The organism is Marinobacter halodurans (genome assembly GCF_004327985.1).
In the GTDB taxonomy this organism is placed as follows: Bacteria; Pseudomonadota; Gammaproteobacteria; order Pseudomonadales; family Oleiphilaceae; genus Marinobacter_A; species Marinobacter_A halodurans.
In genome coordinates, this window is sequence record NZ_SJDL01000026.1 from 23309 (window position 1) to 40842 (window position 17534).

14 protein-coding genes are annotated in these 17534 nt (G+C 63.2%); 8 read left to right on the forward strand and 6 right to left on the reverse strand.

Features of this window, described 5'->3' with window-relative positions:
- The first annotated feature begins 16 nt into the window (after window positions 1-16).
- The 6 genes from EZI54_RS15510 to astB all read left to right on the forward strand — a co-directional run bounded on the left by EZI54_RS15510 (window position 17) and on the right by astB (window position 7784).
- On the forward strand, window positions 17-946 hold the full coding sequence (locus tag EZI54_RS15510) for a GlxA family transcriptional regulator (protein WP_131482795.1): 930 nt from the start codon (window positions 17-19) through the stop codon (window positions 944-946).
- 469 nt (window positions 947-1415) lie between these two features.
- Entirely contained in the window at window positions 1416-2627 is a 1212-nt protein-coding gene (locus EZI54_RS15515) for an aspartate aminotransferase family protein (RefSeq protein WP_131482796.1), read from the forward strand.
- Between the two features lie 63 nt (window positions 2628-2690).
- Window positions 2691-3704, forward strand: coding sequence for an arginine N-succinyltransferase (locus EZI54_RS15520; protein ID WP_131482797.1), 1014 nt, complete (start codon window positions 2691-2693; stop codon window positions 3702-3704).
- 15 nt (window positions 3705-3719) lie between these two features.
- Entirely contained in the window at window positions 3720-4769 is a 1050-nt protein-coding gene (astA, locus tag EZI54_RS15525) for an arginine N-succinyltransferase (protein ID WP_131482798.1), read from the forward strand.
- Window positions 4770-4788: 19 nt separating this feature from the next.
- Window positions 4789-6270, forward strand: a complete 1482-nt coding sequence (astD, locus tag EZI54_RS15530) for a succinylglutamate-semialdehyde dehydrogenase (RefSeq protein WP_131482799.1) — start codon at window positions 4789-4791, stop codon at window positions 6268-6270.
- A gap of 170 nt (window positions 6271-6440) precedes the next feature.
- Window positions 6441-7784, forward strand: coding sequence for an N-succinylarginine dihydrolase (astB, locus tag EZI54_RS15535; protein WP_131482800.1), 1344 nt, complete (start codon window positions 6441-6443; stop codon window positions 7782-7784).
- A 123-nt stretch (window positions 7785-7907) separates the two neighbouring features.
- On the opposite strand, the gene EZI54_RS15540 is transcribed toward astB, so the two are convergent.
- A complete protein-coding gene (locus EZI54_RS15540; RefSeq protein WP_131482801.1) occupies window positions 7908-8546 on the reverse strand; it encodes a TetR/AcrR family transcriptional regulator in 639 nt (212 codons plus the stop codon).
- A gap of 256 nt (window positions 8547-8802) precedes the next feature.
- On the opposite strand from EZI54_RS15540, the gene EZI54_RS15545 reads away from it, so the two are divergent.
- On the forward strand, window positions 8803-9861 hold the full coding sequence (locus EZI54_RS15545; protein ID WP_242674492.1) for an efflux RND transporter periplasmic adaptor subunit: 1059 nt from the start codon (window positions 8803-8805) through the stop codon (window positions 9859-9861).
- On the forward strand, window positions 9858-12890 hold the full coding sequence (locus tag EZI54_RS15550; RefSeq protein ID WP_131482803.1) for an efflux RND transporter permease subunit: 3033 nt from the start codon (window positions 9858-9860) through the stop codon (window positions 12888-12890). The genes EZI54_RS15545 and EZI54_RS15550 overlap by 4 nt, the downstream gene beginning before the upstream one ends.
- A gap of 272 nt (window positions 12891-13162) precedes the next feature.
- Here EZI54_RS15550 and astE read toward each other — a convergent pair whose 3' ends face one another.
- The 5 genes from astE to EZI54_RS15575 form a co-directional block, all read right to left on the reverse strand.
- A complete protein-coding gene (gene astE, locus EZI54_RS15555) occupies window positions 13163-14179 on the reverse strand; it encodes a succinylglutamate desuccinylase (protein WP_131482804.1) in 1017 nt (338 codons plus the stop codon).
- A gap of 10 nt (window positions 14180-14189) precedes the next feature.
- Entirely contained in the window at window positions 14190-14909 is a 720-nt protein-coding gene (locus tag EZI54_RS15560) for an ABC transporter permease (RefSeq protein ID WP_131482805.1), read from the reverse strand.
- A 4-nt stretch (window positions 14910-14913) separates the two neighbouring features.
- Window positions 14914-15618, reverse strand: a complete 705-nt coding sequence (locus EZI54_RS15565) for an ABC transporter permease (protein WP_131482806.1) — start codon at window positions 15616-15618, stop codon at window positions 14914-14916.
- 56 nt (window positions 15619-15674) lie between these two features.
- Window positions 15675-16430 carry a transporter substrate-binding domain-containing protein gene (locus EZI54_RS15570; RefSeq protein ID WP_131482807.1) on the reverse strand — a complete coding sequence of 252 codons (756 nt, stop codon included), beginning with the start codon at window positions 16428-16430 and terminating at the stop codon, window positions 15675-15677.
- Between the two features lie 124 nt (window positions 16431-16554).
- Window positions 16555-17325, reverse strand: a complete 771-nt coding sequence (locus EZI54_RS15575; RefSeq protein ID WP_131482808.1) for an ABC transporter ATP-binding protein — start codon at window positions 17323-17325, stop codon at window positions 16555-16557.
- Between the last annotated feature and the right edge of the window lie 209 nt (window positions 17326-17534).

Sequence of the window (17534 nt, forward strand, 5' to 3'; positions counted from 1 at the left end):
GCCGGGAGAGAGTTGTTTGTCGCTGCGTGTCGGATTGTTGTTGCTGCCGGGTGCCTCCGCACTGACCTACGCGGCCGCGGTTGAACCGATGCAGGTGGCCAACCGTCTGCTGGGGGAAGACTGTTTTTCGATCGAGCACCTGGGCCTGGGCGCCGCTTTCGGTTCCGGTCTGCCGATTCCCCAAACCCCTCTCGATCATTGCGATCCGCCACTGGACTGGCTGCTGCTGGTGGGCGGCCATGCGCCGCCTCGTGAACTGCCGGACGATTTCGCGCAAAAGCTCACGCATCATGCTGACGGTGTGTCGACGCTGGGCGGCCTGGCCAGCGGCGGTCTGTTGCTGGCGGAAGCCGGGCTGCTGGACGGCTACCGCGCCGCGCTGCACGGTTTGCCCGGAGCGCAGTTGCGCGAGCGTTTCCCCGCCGTTCGCCAGACCGAGGACGTGTTCTGCGTCGACCGCAACCGACTCACCTGCCGTGGCGCCACGGCGGCGCAGGATCTGATGATCTGGACCATCGGCCGCGAACTGGGCCGGGATGTCGCTGAGGCGTTGGCCCAGTGGTTCGTCCGCGAGCGGGTGGGGGAGCCGGAGCTGGGTGGCGGCACCGAACTCGATCAGGCCACCCGCGCCGAACAGCCCGCGCTGGCGGAAGCCGTGGACCTGATGTTCGCCAACATCGAAGAGCCCCTGTCCGGTGACGACATCGCCGGGCACGTGAACCTGTCCCGCCGCCAGTTGGAGCGGCTTTTCCGCAAATACCTCGATACGGTCCCGTCCCGCTATTACCTCAAGATCCGCCTGGATCGCGCCCGCGAGCTGGTTCGTAACAGCGCGCTGAGCCTGACGGATATCGCATTGTCTTGCGGGTTCTCGTCAGGGGCGCATTTCAGCACCACCTACCGCAATGCGTTCGGATTAACGCCTTCTGAGGATCGAGAAGTCTGACCCTCATATTCCCTTCCGCGCGGCGAATTCCCCGAGATTTCGCGGAAGTGAATGGACACCCTTGCCGGAGGAAGCACAAGGACGTGCTGGTCGGAATTCATTTGCTTCCCTGGCACCAGTTTGAAGTCTTGGTCCGGGTCAATTTTTATTCGATATAGGGGGCTGAAGCCAATGGCGCCCATCGCTTCCGTCGCCTAAGAGGGCCGTCCATGGCCGCTTATGCGACAAGGACATCCTGTCCTTTGCTCCAGCGATGGGCGCCATTGGCTTCGATTCAGCTTGGTTGCAAGACGCTGGGGCCCTGGCCGGCCCTCCGAAGCTAAAGCGTCGGCTACATTTTTCTGCGAACTCATCGCTATTTGTCAGGTCGCAATCCTGTAATGGCCGGGTCGCATTCCTGAAAGCGACACGGGTGGCGCCCGTCTAGACTCGTTGCCAGTTTCTGCCAACACCCAACAACGAGGCTCCTATGACAACACCTTCCATTACCCGTGAAATGTTTGATGACGTGATGGTCCCCAACTACGCGCCGGGCAGGATCATCCCCGTTCGTGGCGAGGGGTCGCGAGTCTGGGATCAGGAAGGTAAGGAATACGTGGACCTGGCCGGCGGCATCGCCGTGATTTCCCTGGGCCACGCCCACCCGGGTCTGTTGGGCGCGCTGACCAGCCAGGCCGAGAAGATCTGGCACCTGTCCAACGTCATGACCAACGAGCCGGCCATCCACCTGGCCAAGACCCTGTGCGACCTGACCTTCGCCGAGCGCGTCTTCTTCGCCAACTCCGGCGGTGAAGCCAACGAGGCGGCCTTCAAGCTGGCGCGTCGCTATGCCTGGCAGCACTTCAGTCCGGAAAAGCACGAGATCATCTCGTTCAAGAACAGCTTCCACGGCCGCACCCTGTTTACCGTCAGCGTCGGCGGTCAGCCCAAGTACCTGGAAGGTTTCGAACCGGCCCCGCGGGGCATCCACCACGCCGATTTCAACGACCTGGCCAGCGTCGAGAGGCTGATCTCCGACAAGACCTGCGCCATCGTGGTCGAGCCGATCCAGGGCGAGGGCGGCATCCTGCCGGCCGAGCAATCCTTCCTGGAAGGTCTGCGCGAACTGTGTGACAAGCACAACGCCCTGTTGGTATTCGACGAAGTCCAGACCGGCGTGGGCCGGACCGGCTACCTCTACGCCTACCAGAAATACGGCGTGACGCCGGACATCCTGTCCACCGCCAAATCCCTCGGCGGCGGCTTCCCGGTCGGCGCCATGCTGACCACCGACAGGATTGCCGAGAGCCTGGGTGTCGGCACCCACGGCAGCACCTACGGCGGCAACCCGCTGGCCTGCGCCGTGGCCCAGCGCGTGATTGATATCGTCAGCCAGCCGGACGTGCTCAAGGGCGTTGAGGCGCGCTCCAAGCGCCTGCGTGAGGGTATGGAAAAGATCGGCCAGAAATACGGCGTGTTCGAACAGGTGCGCGGTGCCGGTCTGCTGCTCGGTGGCGTGCTGACCGACGAGTGGAAGGGCAAGGCCAAGGAATTCCTCAATGCCGGCCTGGATGAAGGCGTCATGGTGCTGGTGGCTGGTGCCGACGTGGTCCGTCTGGCGCCGTCGCTGATCATTCCCGAGTCCGATATCGACGAGGCGCTGGTCCGTTTCGAACGCGCCGTCGCCAAGATCGCCGGTTAACGACTCCGGAGGCGGACGCTCAAAAGGGGCCCGTCTCCGGGCATATCACAGGAGTTACCTCTCATGTGGATTGTCCGTCCTGCTCGCCACGAAGACCTGGCCGGTATTGAAAAGCTGGCAACGGCTCACGGTGCCCGGGTCTCGACGCTGCCCCAATCCCGGGACAAACTGAGCGAGAAAATTGATCATTCGCAGCGTTCCCTGGCCGGTGATCCCGCGCTGGCGGATCGCGAGCGTTTCCTGTTCGTGCTGGAGGATTCCGGGACTGGCCGCATCCACGGTACCGCCGGTATCGACGCCCGTGCCGGTAACGGCCAGCCGTTCTACAACTACCGCCGCGACGAGCTGATCCATGCCTCCCATGAACTGGACGTGGCCAAGCACGTGGCGGTGCTGTATCCGACCCACGAGTTGACCGGCAAGACGCTGCTCTGCTCATTCACCATCGACCCGGACCTGCGCGATACCGAGGCGTTCGAACTGCTGTCCCGCTCGCGCCTTCTCTTTATCGACCGCCATCGCGAGCGATTCTCCGATCAGGTGGTGGTGGAAATCCAGGGCGTCCAGACCGAGGAAGGCGACGCGCCGTTCTGGGACAGCCTGGGCCGGCACTTTTTCCACATGGATTTTGCCACCGCCGATTACTACTCCGGCGTGAAGACCAAGACCTTCATTGCCGAGCTGATGCCGCCCAACCCGATCTACGTCACGCTGCTGTCCGACGCGGCCCAGGCCGCCATCAGCGAGCCGCACGAGGCCGCCGCGCGGACCTGTCAGTTGCTGGAGCGGGAAGGGTTCCGTGTGGGCCAGCACATCGACATCTTCGACGGTGGCCCGGTGCTCGAAGCCCGTACCGACGAGCTGACCTCGATCACCCGCCGCCGCAACAAGACCGCGCGCCGGGGTGAGGGCAGCCGGGGTGTGCGTTACCTCGTAGCCAACGGCGACAGCGAAAGCTTCCGCTGTTCCCTGACCAACGTCAGCGACGGTCTGGGCGACGTGGTTCGCCTGAATACCACCATCGCCGATCAGTTGGGTGTCAGCGACGGCGACGACCTGGTCCTGGTGGCCCTGTAAGGAGAGGAGATTGTTATGTTGCTGATTCGCCCCCTCAGTCAGGGTGACCTGGAAGACCTGCACGATATGGCGGAAGGCGCCGGCAAAGGGCTGACCTCACTGCCGCCAAACCGTGATCTCCTGTCCCGCAAGATCGCGCGGGCCGAAGACACCTTCAACGAACGGTGCGCCCCGGAAGCGGGCATGTACCTGTTTGCCCTGGAAGATACCGGGCAGAAGAAGTGCGTCGGTATCAGTGGTATCGAGGCCCGGGTCGGGCTGGATGAGGTCTGGTACAACTACCGTCTGAGCACCACCGTGAACGCCTCACGGGAGCTGGGCGTCCACGTCCGCACGCCGACCCTGCACCTGACCAACGACATGACCGACACCAGTGAGATCTGCTCGCTGCTGCTGTCGGACACCCACCGTCAGGGCGGTAACGGCCTGCTGCTGTCCCGCTGCCGTTTCCTTTACATGGCGGACTTCCGCGAGTTCTTCTCCGAGAAAGTCTTCGCCGAGATGCGCGGCGTGTCCGACGAGAACGGTCGCAGTCCGCTTTGGGACGCCTTGGGTCGCCGCTTCTTCGACATGGACTTCAGCGAGGCCGACTTCCTGTCCGGCATGGGCAACAAGTCGTTCATTGCCGAGCTGATGCCCAAGTACCCGATCTACGTGCCCCTGCTGCCGGAGCCGGCACGGGACGTCATTGGCCAGGTCCACGACAACACCAAACCGGCCCTGCGGATGCTGCAGGCCGAAGGCTTCAACTTCAACGGGCTGTGCGACATCTTCGACGGCGGCCCGGTGGTGGAAGCGTTTATCCACAACGTGCGGACGGTGCGTGAGAGCGTCAAGCGCCATGTGCTGGTGTCGCGGCAGCCGGTCAACCTGGATGTGCCGCCGGAAGAGCGGGTGATGGTCTCGAACCGCTCGTTCCGGGATTTCCGGGTCACCACGCTGCCCAGGAGCTGCATCAAGCCGGACACCGTGAGCATGCCCGCCGAGGTGGCGGATGCCCTGCAGGTCTCGTCCGGTGACCTGGTGCGCCTGTCACCGCTTAAAGAAAACCGCACCGCCAAGTAACCGAATTCAGGAGTTTGTTATGACGATTAAACTGACCGGAGAAATCCTCATCGATGGCAAATGGCTGACCGGCCACGGGCCTGCCCTGGAATCCGTCCAGCCGGTAACTGGCGAAGCGGTGTGGGAAGGGCACAGTGCCGATGTCGAGGACGTCGACGCCGCCGTACGCGCCGGTCGGGCTGCTTTCCCGGCCTGGCGCCGCAAGACCTTTGAAGAGCGTCTGGCGATTGTCGAGGCGTTCGGCAAGGAGCTGGAAGCGAACAAGGAAGAGCTGGCCTACACCATCGGCATGGAGACCGGTAAACCGCTGTGGGAATCCCGCACCGAAGTGGGTGCCATGATCGGCAAGATCGCGATCTCCAGGAAGGCCTACAAGGATCGCACCGGCTACAGTGCCAACGAGGTACCCGGCGGCCAGGCGGTCCTGCGCCACCGTCCGCACGGCGTGGTGGCGGTGTTTGGCCCCTACAACTTCCCGGGCCACCTGCCGAACGGTCACATCGTACCGGCCCTGCTGGCGGGCAACACCGCCATCTTCAAGCCCAGTGAAATCGCCCCGGCCGTGGCTGAACTGACCCTGCGTCTGTGGCAGAAAGCCGGCCTGCCGGACGGCGTGCTCAACCTGCTCCAGGGCGAGAAGGACACCGGTGTTGCCCTGGCGGGCCATCCGGGCATCGACGGTTTGTTCTTCACCGGCAGCTCCAACGTCGGCCACCTGCTGCACAAGCAGTTCGGCGGCCAGCCCGAGAAGATCCTGGCGCTGGAAATGGGGGGCAACAACCCGCTGATCGTACAGGGCATCGACGACCTGGACGGCGCGGTGCACAACACCATCCAGTCCGCGTTCCTGTCCGCCGGCCAGCGCTGCACCTGTGCGCGTCGTCTGCTGGTGCCGAAAGGCAAGGCGGGTGATCGCTTTATCGATCGCGTGGTCGAGGTGGCCAGCAAGATCCAGGTGGGTCGCTTCGACGCCGATCCGCAGCCGTTCATGGGGGCTCTCGTGTCCCTGGCCGCCGCCGATGGCCTGCTCAATGCCCAGGCCAGCCTGATCGAGAAGGGCGCCAAGTCGCTGCTGGAAATGCGTCGCCTGGAAGAGGGTACCGCGCTGTTGTCACCGGCGATTATCGACGTGACCGACATCAAGGATCGTGTGGACGAAGAACACTTTGGTCCGCTGCTGGCCGTGATCCGCTACGACAGCTTCGATGAGGCGCTGGAGATTGCCAACGACACCCGCTACGGCCTCTCCGCCGGCATCCTGACCGACGACCGTGCCCTGTACGAGCGCCTCACCGAGGAAGTCCGTGCCGGCATCGTCAACTGGAACCGTCCGTTGACCGGCGCCAGCAGTGCCGCGCCGTTCGGGGGTGTGGGTGCCAGCGGCAACCATCGCCCGAGCGCCTACTACGCGGCGGACTACTGCGCCTGGCCGATGGCGTCTCTCGAGTCCAGGAAGAACACCATGCCGGAGTCCCTGGCCCCGGGCCTGAGCTTCGAGTAAGGCCTTTGGTGCGTGTAGCCGACGCTTTAGCTTCGGAGCAGGCGCAAGCCTGCCGGGTTGTATCGGGGGACTGACGTCCCCTCCGAAGCTGAAGCGTCGGCTACATTGATATTGACCTGCGTTGCGCCTGATCGACACAGAACAACCCAGACGAATTTTGTGAGGTTTTCATGACCCAACACGCCACTGAAGCCAATTTTGACGGTCTGGTCGGACCGACCCACAACTATGCGGGCCTGTCCTGGGGGAATGTGGCCTCCAAATCCAACGTCAGTGCCGTGTCCAACCCGAAGGAAGCGGCGCTGCAGGGCCTGGCCAAGATGAAGGCGCTGGCGGGCCGCGGCTTCGTGCAGGGCATCCTGCCGCCGCACGAGCGGCCGCATATTCCGACCCTGCGCAAACTGGGCTTCACCGGCAGTGACGGTGAGATCCTGTCCCAGGCGGCGAAGGAAAATCCGGTGATCCTGGCGGCCGTGTCGTCCGCCTCCTGCATGTGGACCGCCAACGCGGCCACGGTGTCCCCGAGCGCGGACACCCACGACCACCGGGTGCACTTCACCCCGGCCAACCTGGGCGCGAAGTTCCATCGCTCCATCGAGCATGAAGTGACCGGCCGGGCGCTGAAATCGATGTTCTCGGACGAAGCCTACTTCGCCCACCATCCGGCGCTGCCGTCGATCAGCCAGTTCGGCGATGAGGGCGCGGCGAACCACACCCGTCTATGCTGCGCCTACGGAGATCCCGGCGTGGAGCTGTTCGTCTATGGTCAGCAGGCGTTTGACGAATCCGCCCCGGCGCCCAAGCGCTTCCCGGCACGACAGACCCTGGAAGCGTCCCGCGCCATTGCACGACTGCACGGCCTGAGCGACGCGCGCGCGGTGTTCGCCCAGCAAAACCCGGATGCCATCGACGCCGGCGTGTTCCACAACGACGTGATCGCGGTGGGTAACGGCAACGTGCTGTTCTACCACGACATGGCGTTCCTGGACGAAGCGCAGGTGCTGGCGGACGTGCAGGCGCGGCTGAAAGGCGCGGAACTGCAAGCCGTGAAAGTCAGCTCCGACGAGGTGCCCCTGGCCGACGCGGTCAGTTCCTACCTGTTCAACAGTCAGCTGCTGACGCAGAAAGATGGCTCCATGCTGCTGGCGGTGCCGGGTGAGTGTCGGGAGATTGAATCCGTCAGCCGCTACCTGGACAAGCTGGTGGCCCAGGGCGGCCCCATCAAGGCCGTGGAAGTGTTCGACGTGAAGCAGTCCATGCGCAACGGCGGCGGTCCCGCCTGCCTGCGTCTGCGGGTGGTGCTGACCGACGACGAGCTGAAAGCCATGCACGATGGTGTGCTGATGAACGATGCCCTGTATGAGCGCCTGACCACCTGGGTGGAAGGGCACTACCGGGATGAGCTGAGCCAGGACGACCTGGCCGACCCGATGCTGCTGGACGAGTGTCGTCACGCGCTGGACGAGCTGACCGGGATCCTGGGGCTGGGGTCGATTTACGATTTTCAGCGGTGATTCAAGTGGATGTTATGACCTGAGAGGCTTTTCTTGCCTTCTCCCCCCCCCCCCCCCTCCCTCCAGGGGAGAGGGTTGGGGAGAGGGGGTGCGCCTCCGAAGGCGCCTGATTCGTCTTTGCCATCAAGCCCTGATCGACCGCACCAGCATCTCCATCGTATGCCGCACCAGCGAGTCGCTGGGGTATGTTGCAAGCGGCCCGTCCTCGCCCATTTCCTGCTGGCACATCATGATCACCCCGTGCAGGGCGCCACGTAGGTAGAGCGCGGTCTGGAAGCAATCACTGACCTGGGTGGCATCGATGCTGCCGTCTTCGATCCCGGCGTTCAGCGCTTCCACCATCAGCGACATGGTCGTCATCTCGCAGCCTACCATCAGCTCGCTCTCGTCGGCGTCGGCATCCTGCATGGCGGTGGCGGCCCGGGTCAGGGCGTCGAAATAGTTGGGCTCTTCCTGCCAGAACCGGTAGTAGGCTGCGCCTATTTCGCGGATCTTGTCGAGACCGGTATCGCCGGCTTCCAGGGCCGTCCGGAAACGTTCCTGCAGACGTTCGGCCGCGCGCAGAATAATGCCCCGCTGGATGGCCGCCTTGTCCTTGAAATAGACGTAAAGCAGCGCTCGGCTCAGGCTGGCGGTGCGGGCGATCTCGTCCATTGACGTGCGCTCATAGCCCTTCCCGGCAAACATGGTCTCCGCCGCGTCCAGTATGGCGTCCTGCCGCTGCTGTTTTTCCCGTTCCCGCCGTTCCTGCAGGTTACTCATGAATCCGGATCCTCTCTGACTGCTGGGTAATCCACCCACGATGAATCCCAATGGGACTGTATTCATATTCTAGTCGTTGACAAAGTGTCAAAGAATGACATTATGTCTTAAAAGATCGTTCAGATCATGACCGATTGCAAATTCGATCGATAACCTGTTCAACATTCGTCCGGTAGGAAGCCGGGCGCTCAGCCCACTGGTGATCATGATGAAAACCACCGCCCCACGTTTCTCTCTCCTTTTACTGGCTCTACTGATGACGGCGACGGTCGCCGGGTTGAATGGCTGTGCGGAGTCGGTTGGCGCGCCCGAAGCCCCGGATACATCCGTCAGCGTGCGCGCCGCTACCGTGAGCATCACGGCGGATCAGGCCGAGCCGTTGCGTTTTGCCGGCATTGTCCAGGCGCGCCAGCGAGCGACGCTGACGTTCCAGGTGAGCGGTACGGTCCGGGAGCGGCCGGTGGAGCTGGGGCAGCAGGTTCATCAGGGGCAGGTGCTGGCGCATCTCTACAACCCGGGACTGGAGCCGGCACGGGATTCCGCGAAGGCTCGCCTGCAGGAGCTGCAGACCCAACTGGACCAGGCCGGCCGCGAGTGGCAACGCTCCCGGCGGCTGTTCGAGCGGGGGGTGGTCTCCGAACAGGCCCTGGAACAGCTTGAAGCCAAGCGGGACGCGCTCAGGGCCAGCGTGTCCACCGCCCGGGCGTCTCTCGCCGAAGCTGAGCGGATGGTCGCCGAGAGTACCCTGAAAGCGCCCTTCGATGGCCGCATCGAGGCGGTGCTGGTGGAAGCGGACGAGTTTGTGGGAGCGGGCCAGCCGGTGGTGCGCCTGTCCGCGCCCAAGGGACTGGAAGTGGAAGTCCGTGTGCCGGCCTACCTGCTGGATCACGTCAGGTTGGGCGAAACGGTGAAGGTGTGGTCGGTGCAGCGTCGGGACCAGGCACCGGTGAGTGGCACCGTCAGCGAAATCGCCCAGCCCAGCGGTCTGCGGGGGGAACTCCACGCGGTTATGGTCAACCTGCCGGATGGCGTGCTGGAGGCGGGTGTGCCGGTGGAAGTGGGACTTGCCTCGCCCAACGCGTCGCTGCTGTCCGTGCCGTTGCTGTCGGTGATGCGCTCCGCCGACGGCACCAGCGTGTTTCGCATTGCCGACGACGGTGACCGACCCACCGCCGAGCGCGTGGACGTGGCCGTCAAGCAGATCATGGGCGAGCAGGCGATCCTTGCGGATGGCGCCCTCAAGGCGGGCGATCAGGTGGTCTACGCCGGTATGACACGGGTCACGCCGGGTGATGCCCTGGAGATCCTGCCATGATGGGCCGGCTGATGCGCTGCCGCCGCCTGTTGGGCATGGTGGTGACCATGCTCTGCCTGCTGGGGGTGGCCGCCTATAACACCATGCCCCGGCAGGAAGACCCGTCCTTCCCGCATCGGGCCGGCCTGCTGACGGTCAGCTATCCCGGCGCCAACGCCGATGCCGTGGAACGCCTGGTACTGGAACCACTGGCGGATGAACTGCGCCAGGTCGAGGAAGTGGATTTTGCCTCCGGCACCGCCCGGACCGGCGTGGCGGTGGTCAATATCCGCCTCAACGACACCATCTACGACACCGATGCCGCCTGGGACCGGGTGCGTCAGGCGATGGAGCGGGCCCGTCACGATTTTCCGGACGGCGTCGGCACCATGAACCTGGAAGACCGCCTGATCAATATCCCGACCATCGTGCTGGCGGTGGGCGGCTCGCCGTCGGTCACCGAACTGAGCGAACAGGCGGAAAAGCTCAAGAATAACCTGCTGGATATTCCCGGCGTGTCCCGCGTCGAACTGGAAGGCGACGCCGACGAGCAGATCACCCTGGCGCTGGACGACGCTGCACTTTACCGGTTGGGTGTCTCACCGTCGCGGGTGCTGGATACGCTGGCCCAGCGCAACCAGGTGATCCCTGGCGGTTTCCTGGTGGTCGACGGCCAGCGGATTTCGATCCTGCCCAACAGTGAATTCGACAACCTGGACGCCATCCGCGCCACGCCCATCGAACTGCCGGACGGCTCCCAGGTGCCGCTGGCCTCGGCCGCCGAGATCTGGCGCGGCCCCGCCGAACCCCGGCAGCCGGAAACCTGGTACGACGGTGAGCGTGTGGTGCTGGTCAACATCATGCTGGAGGAGGGCAAGACCGACGCCATCCGCTTTGGCGAGCGGGTGCGGGAGCGCCTCGCTCAGTTGCGGCCGGAGCTCGCGCCCTACACCATCCAGGAGATGTTCTTCCAGCCGGACAAGGTCCAGGACCGTCTCGACAACCTGGCCTGGAGCCTGTTGTTCTCGGTGCTGATCATCATCGCCGTGGTGTTCACCGGCATGGGCCTGCGAATGGGCTTGCTGGTGGCGACCATCCTGCCGATGGTCACGCTGATCAGCATCGGCCTGTACGATCTGGGTGGCGGCATCCTGCACCAGATTGCGGTGATCGGAATGGTGATCTCCCTCGGTATCCTGATCGACAACGCCATCGTGATTGTGGAAAACATCCAGACGCTGCTGGACGAGGGCGCTGCACGCATGGAGGCGCTCGTTCGCTCGGTAAGGGAATTGGCGGGGCCGCTGGGTGCATCCACGGGGACGACTCTGGCCGCGTTCGCGCCGCTGTTGCTGTCCAAGGGCGGGACGGCAGATTTCACCCGTGGCATCCCGGTCATGATCATGCTGACCCTGTCGATCAGCTACCTGTTGGCCATCTCGGCCGTGCCCCTGCTGGCGGCCCGATTCCTCAAACCCCGCAAGCAGGTGCGGGCCGATCGGCTGGCCGGTCTGGCGCGTGTGCTGGGACGGCTGGTGGCCCGGGCGCCGGGCTGGCTGGTGCTGGGCGGTGTCGTGATGGTCGCTGCCAGCATGGCGCTGACGCCGTTCCTCAAGCAGCAGTTCTTCCCCAATGCGGACCGGCCGCGGGTGATCGTTGAACTGTATATGCCCGAGGGCACCGACCAGGGCAAAACCGCGATGGTTGCGGCCGACCTGGAGCGCGCGATCCGCAGCCGGCCGGAGACGGTCAATGTCCACCGTTTTGTCGGCTTTACCGGCCCCAGCTTCTACTACAACCTGCGGCGGGCTCCCCAGGCGCCCAACCGTGGGCGGCTGGTGATCAAGACGGAAACCCTGGAGCAGACCACCGGTCTCGTGCACTGGATTCGCGACTATGCCGCCGAGGCCCTGCCGGAGGCGGACCTGACGGTCGGCATCCTGGGTCAGGGGCCGCCCCGGGTGGCACCGGTCGAAGTCCGCCTGTATCACCCCGATGACAGTGTGCGTGCGCAGGCGGTGGAGACGGTCTATTCCGGCCTGCGGCAGGCGCCGGGTGCCGTGGACGTGCGCCACGACCTCGACCCCGGTATACCCAGCGTGCGCATCAATGTGGACGACGCCGTGGCCGCCCGTTATGGCATCACACGGGCGGATGTCGCACGCAGCCTGTATGGCCAGAGCTTCGGCATGGTGGCCGAGCAGTACCGGCAGGAGGACGACCCCATTCCGCTGGTGCTGCGTTCCCGGGAAGGGACGGACCTGTCTTTGACCCGATTGCTGTCGATCAACGTCTACACTGCCCAGGGCAAGGCGGTGCCGTTATCCGCCGTGGCCACGGTAAACACCACCTGGGAACTGGCGGCCCGCTATCTGCGTAATGGGGTGCGGGTGAATACGGTCACCGCGAACCTGGAGAACGGTTACAGTTTCAGTCAGGCGCTGGGCGGGTTGGAAACCTACCTGAAAACCCACCCGCTGCCGCCGGGCACCCGCATGGAATACGGTGGCGACGCCGAGGGCTCCAGCGATGCCAACAGTGCCATCCTGACCACCGCTCCCATCGGCGTACTGTTGTTGCTGTTCTTCCTGCTGCTGCAGTTCAACTCGTTCAAGCGGGTGGGGATCATCCTGCTGACCGTGCCGCTGGCCACCGTGGGGATTCTCCCGGGGCTGGTACTGTCCGGTTCGCCGTTCGGCTTCCAGTCGCTGCTGGGCGTGATCGCGCTGGTGGGCATCGTGGTGAACAACGCCATCGTGTTGCTGGATGTGATGGATCGGCAGCTTGAAGCCGGTCAGCCCATCCGGGAAGCCGTACGGCTGGCGGTGGAACAGCGCACCCGGCCGATCCTGCTGACGACGGCAACGACGGTGGCGGGTCTGTTGCCTTTGGCCTTCTCCAGCTCCACCCTCTGGCCACCGATGGCCTGGGCGATCATCTCCGGCCTGCTGGCCTCGACGGTGCTGACGCTGCTGGTGGTGCCGGCGCTGTGTGTGAAGGTGATTCGTGGGCCGGTGGTGGCGATGGAAGAGACTAGGGCGGCGGGGTGACTCAGGGGCGCCTGCGGCGCCTCAGAAGCTGAAGCGTCTGCTACATGCTCGGGTTAGAGGAAAAATGTAGCCGACGCTTTAGCTTCGGAGCAGCCTGTAGGGCTGCTGGCGTTCAATGATGAGGTTTCAGGAGGCTCGGTGTTGAGTCCGGGGCGCCTGCGGCGCCTCAGAAGCTGAAGCGTCTGCTACATGCTCGAGTTATAGGGTCAATGTGGCCGACGCTTTCGCCTCGATGGGGCCGGCAGGCCCCTGAAGGTATCGGCAGACTGAAGTCAGGCCTTCTCCCGCACCAATAACCCAACCCGTTGCCCCACGGGCACATTCCTATTCGGGAAGATGATCGCTTCCGGCACATCGCCCACCCTGTATTGGGTCGCGCCATCCTCCCAGATGACGGTGCCCGGCTGGTAGGGCGTGAAGTTGGCGATGTCGTCCGGCACGTGGAACTGGAAGTCGTCCCCTGTGTTCAGGATCTCGTGCACCACCTCGAACACGGTCAACTCATCGGCGTCCGGCGGTGTGGGGGCGGGTTCGTCCCGGAACACGCGGCGCAGGGCGTTTTCGATGCCCTTGAAGCGCAGCAGGTCGTTCTGTCCGAACGGGCGAACCTTACCCAGCTCGATGGTGAAACTTTCAGCACCCAGGTGGCTGGAGGAGAAGGACGAGAAGGTCGTGCCCGCCTTGTGCTGCAGCAGCAGCGTGTGGACTTCGGCTTCCAGCAGGAAATTGCACTGGTCCTGCGGCACTTTACGGCCTTCCACAAACGGATAGAGTGCAAATTTCTCCCGCAGTGACGGGCGGATGGCCGTGTGCAGGTCATAGTGGGAGACCCTGTCCGCGTCGCCCACAAACTCCCGGCAGGCCTGTTCCAACTGGGCCGCGCGCGCCGCTTCGGGCGATCCCGTATAGGGGGCCTTGGCGTGGGCGCCGCTGAACAGGCGGTTCATGTTGTGGTCCACAAAACGGTCGCCGGCGACCATCGACAGGGGGTTGCCCAGGATCAGCAGGGTCCGGCGTGCGATTTGCCAGCGGCCGTCGACCAGCTCGTTGAGCAGGCCGTTGAGCACTTCGATCGGTGCCGTTTCGTTGCCGTGGATACCGGCCGAAATGATCAGTCGCCGGTCATCGGCAGAGGCCGGAACCAGTTCCAGGATGCCGGTATCCAGCCGCCGGATTTCGGCGCCATCCGGCAGGGCGGCGGTAACCGGTGCCGAGGCCTGGCCGGCCCGGGACAGGGTATGGGCGAGCCAGTCCGGCTCGCCGTCAAACAGGGTTTTGCGCACTGACATGAGGGGTTACTCAGCTCAGCGGTTTGAGGTGTCGCAGCATCCGCTTTTCCAAATGGCGGAAGACGAAGATGATGGAGAACGTCAGGGCCATGTACATCAGCGCGACGGCGATAAAGGCATCGAACGGCGCGTAGAAGCGGGAATAGATATCCCGGGCGGCACCGGTCAGGTCGACAATCGTCACCACGCTGGCAATGGCACTGGCGTGTAGCATGAAGATCACCTCGTTGGAGTAGGCCTGCAGGGCACGGCGGGCCGCGCTGGGCAGGATGATCCGACGGGTGCGCATGAACCAGGACATGCCATAGGCCTTGGCCGCCTCAACTTCGCCGTGCGGCGTGGCTTCAAGGGCACCGCGGATGATTTCGGTGGTGTAGGCCGCCGTATTGAGCACGAAGGCCAGCAGGGCCGGGTAGAATGGATCCTTGAAGATCTCCCACCAGAAGGTCTGCTGGATGCCCTGAATCTGCGCAATGCCGTAGTAGATGATGTACAGCTGGATCAGCAGCGGCGTGCCCCGGAACATATAGGTGTACAGCCACACGGGGCCGGATACGAACGGGTTGCGCACAGTGCGCAGGATCGCCAGCGGTACGGACAGCACCAGGCCGATCACCAGCGACAGGAACACCAGTTGCACCGTGGTGACCAGACCGTCCCAGTAGTGCAGCATGGTGGTGGCGGTAAACACGTCGTGGGTGTTCAGCCATTGAACGATAAAATCAGGCATGGATTCAGTCCCCCTTCACGACGCCGACACTGACGCGGCTGTTGACCCAGCGGATAAAGAGCTCGGATCCGGCTGTCAGGAGGAGATAGACCACCGCCACCGGCACGAAGAACTTGAACGGCGCGTGCTCGGCCTTACTGGCCTGTTCGGCGACGCGGACCATGTCGGTCAGGCCGATGATGGAGACCAGTGCCGTGGTCTTGAGCAGGACCTGCCAGTTGTTGCCCACACCGGGCAGGGCGTGGCGCAGCATCTGCGGGAACATGATGCGACGGAACGTGTGCCAGCGGGTGAAGCCATAGGCCTTGCCGGCTTCGATCTGGCCGCTGTCGACCGCGAGGAACGCGCCGCGGAAGGTTTCCGTCATGTACGCACCGAAGATCAGGCCGATCGTCAGCACGCCGGAAATAAACGGGTCGAACTGGAAGAACCAGTCGACATTGAATTCGTAGTACAGGAAGTCGGACAGCTTGTTCACCAGAACCTGTCCGCCGTAGTACAGCAGCAGCATCATGACCAGATCCGGGACACCGCGGATCAGGGTCGTGTAGGCGGTCGCGCCGGCATAGAGCCCGCGGTTACCGGAAAGCTTTGATGAGGCGCCAATCAAGCCGAGGACAACCGCCAGAAGCAGCGACAGTAGCGCCAGTTCAACGGTAATCACAGCGCCTTTCAGGATTGAAGGGCCGTAGCCGTGCAGATCGAGCATGGATAGGTCCGTGTTGGGGACAGGCCGCCGGCGCGATGCCGGCGGCCGTGCCGGGTTTACATCTTGACGTCGTAGGTGAAGTATTTCTTCATGATGGTGTCGTAGGTGCCATCATTCTTCAGCTTCGTCAGCGCCTTGTTGATCTGCTCGGCCAGATCCTGGTCACGCTTGCGCATGGCCACGCCAACGCCTTCGCCCAGCTTCACCGGCTGGCCGATTTCGTGGAAACCGTCGCGGTTCAGCAGGGTCTGCTCGCCCACCGGGTAGTCCACGAAGACCATGTCCAGACGCTCGCCTTCCAGGTCCAGGACCATGTCGTCGGCGGTGGTGTAACGCTTGATTTCAACCACGCCGCTCATGTTTTCGGTGACGTAGGTGTCCATGGTGGTGCCGCGCTGGACGCCGACGATCTTGCCCTTCATGGCATCCATGTCGGTCGGGTCGGTGGTCTCATCGTTCTTGGCGAACCAGCCACCCGGGGTGTTGTAGTACGGTTCGGAGAACAGGACTTTCTCCTGACGCTCCGGGGTGATGGACATGGAGGACATAATGGCGTCGAACTTACGCGCCAGCAGGCCCGGAATCATGCCATCCCAGGACTGGATGACGAAGTCACAGTTGGCTTGCAGCTCTTTACACATGGCTTCGGCCAGTTCCACCTCGAAGCCGGTCAGGGAGCCATCCGGCTTCTTGTATTCGAACGGCTCGTAAGGCACGTCGAAAGCGATGCGGATGTCTTTCCATTCTTTTGCCTGCACTGAGCCGGTCATCACGGCCAGGGCACAGGTTGCTGCAACAATCAGCTTTTTCATGAGTCGCTTCTCCATTGTTTTGCCTTTGGGCTTTTTTTATCCAGCGATGTCGCCATCACTGTTTTTCTCTGAACGTCTTTCGACCGGCAGGGACTGTCGGCCAGAGAGTGATCAGATCCGGTCATCAGAACTTGGGCGCCAGGAATTGCTTCATGCGCTCCGAGTCCGGATTGTCGAAGACTTTATCCGGGGTGCCCTGTTCTTCAATCCGGCCCTGATGCAAAAACAGGACCTGGCTTGACACATCCCGGGCAAACGCCATCTCGTGGGTCACCACGATCATGGTCCGGCCCTCTTCGGCCAGGCTTTGCATGACCCGCAGTACCTCGCCCACCAGCTCCGGATCCAGTGCCGATGTGGGCTCGTCGAACAGCATGACCTCCGGCTCCATCGCCAGGGCCCGGGCGATGGCCGCCCGCTGCTGCTGGCCGCCCGACATATGGGAAGGATAGTAGTCCTTGCGCTCATAGATACCGACTTTGTGCAGGTAGGCTTCGGCGCGCTCGATGGCCTCTTTTTTCGGTACCTTGAGCACGTGCATGGGTGCTTCGATGATGTTCTCCATTACGGTCATGTGGGACCAGAGATTGAAGCTCTGGAAGACCATCGACAGCTTGGCGCGCATCAGCTCGACCTGCTTGTTGTCGGCCGGAATGCGGACACCCCTGCGGTTGTGCTTGAACCGGATTGGTTCACCGTGAACGATCACCTCACCGGCAGTGGGCGTTTCCAGCAGGTTGATGCAGCGCAGAAAAGTACTCTTGCCAGAGCCGGAACTGCCGATCAGCGACACCACATCGCCTTTGCGGGTTTCCAGGGAAATGCCCTTGAGCACTTCGTTGTCGTTGAAGGTTTTGTGGATGTCTTTACAGATCAAGGGCGCATTTTCCGCCATGAATGACTCCTGAGCCTGTCGATAACAGTCGGTATCTGAGTAAAAGATAGTCGCAAACGTGCAGGTACACGAACCCCTTGATACAGCAATCCGTGTGCCGTCGGGAACGTTGTGCATCCGCTGCAATAGGGAGAGGAGAGATCTACTCGTCGAGGACCTTGGCGAGAACGAGCTTGGCCACGGGGGATTGGCCAATCAACGCTGCCGGC

Bases quoted from the DNA above. Each gene is read 5' to 3' on its own strand.
- EZI54_RS15540 (WP_131482801.1), bottom strand. From the start codon at position 8,546: ATGAGTAACCTGCAGGAACGGCGGGAACGGGAAAAACAGCAGCGGCAG.
- EZI54_RS15520 (WP_131482797.1), top strand. From the start codon at position 2,691: ATGTGGATTGTCCGTCCTGCTCGCCACGAAGACCTGGCCGGTATTGAA.
- EZI54_RS15550 (WP_131482803.1), top strand. From the start codon at position 9,858: ATGATGGGCCGGCTGATGCGCTGCCGCCGCCTGTTGGGCATGGTGGTG.
- EZI54_RS15565 (WP_131482806.1), bottom strand. From the start codon at position 15,618: ATGCTCGATCTGCACGGCTACGGCCCTTCAATCCTGAAAGGCGCTGTG.
- EZI54_RS15515 (WP_131482796.1), top strand. From the start codon at position 1,416: ATGACAACACCTTCCATTACCCGTGAAATGTTTGATGACGTGATGGTC.
- astA (WP_131482798.1), top strand. From the start codon at position 3,720: ATGTTGCTGATTCGCCCCCTCAGTCAGGGTGACCTGGAAGACCTGCAC.
- astD (WP_131482799.1), top strand. From the start codon at position 4,789: ATGACGATTAAACTGACCGGAGAAATCCTCATCGATGGCAAATGGCTG.
- astE (WP_131482804.1), bottom strand. From the start codon at position 14,179: ATGTCAGTGCGCAAAACCCTGTTTGACGGCGAGCCGGACTGGCTCGCC.
- EZI54_RS15545 (WP_242674492.1), top strand. From the start codon at position 8,803: ATGACGGCGACGGTCGCCGGGTTGAATGGCTGTGCGGAGTCGGTTGGC.
- astB (WP_131482800.1), top strand. From the start codon at position 6,441: ATGACCCAACACGCCACTGAAGCCAATTTTGACGGTCTGGTCGGACCG.
- EZI54_RS15560 (WP_131482805.1), bottom strand. From the start codon at position 14,909: ATGCCTGATTTTATCGTTCAATGGCTGAACACCCACGACGTGTTTACC.
- EZI54_RS15570 (WP_131482807.1), bottom strand. From the start codon at position 16,430: ATGAAAAAGCTGATTGTTGCAGCAACCTGTGCCCTGGCCGTGATGACC.
- EZI54_RS15575 (WP_131482808.1), bottom strand. From the start codon at position 17,325: ATGGCGGAAAATGCGCCCTTGATCTGTAAAGACATCCACAAAACCTTC.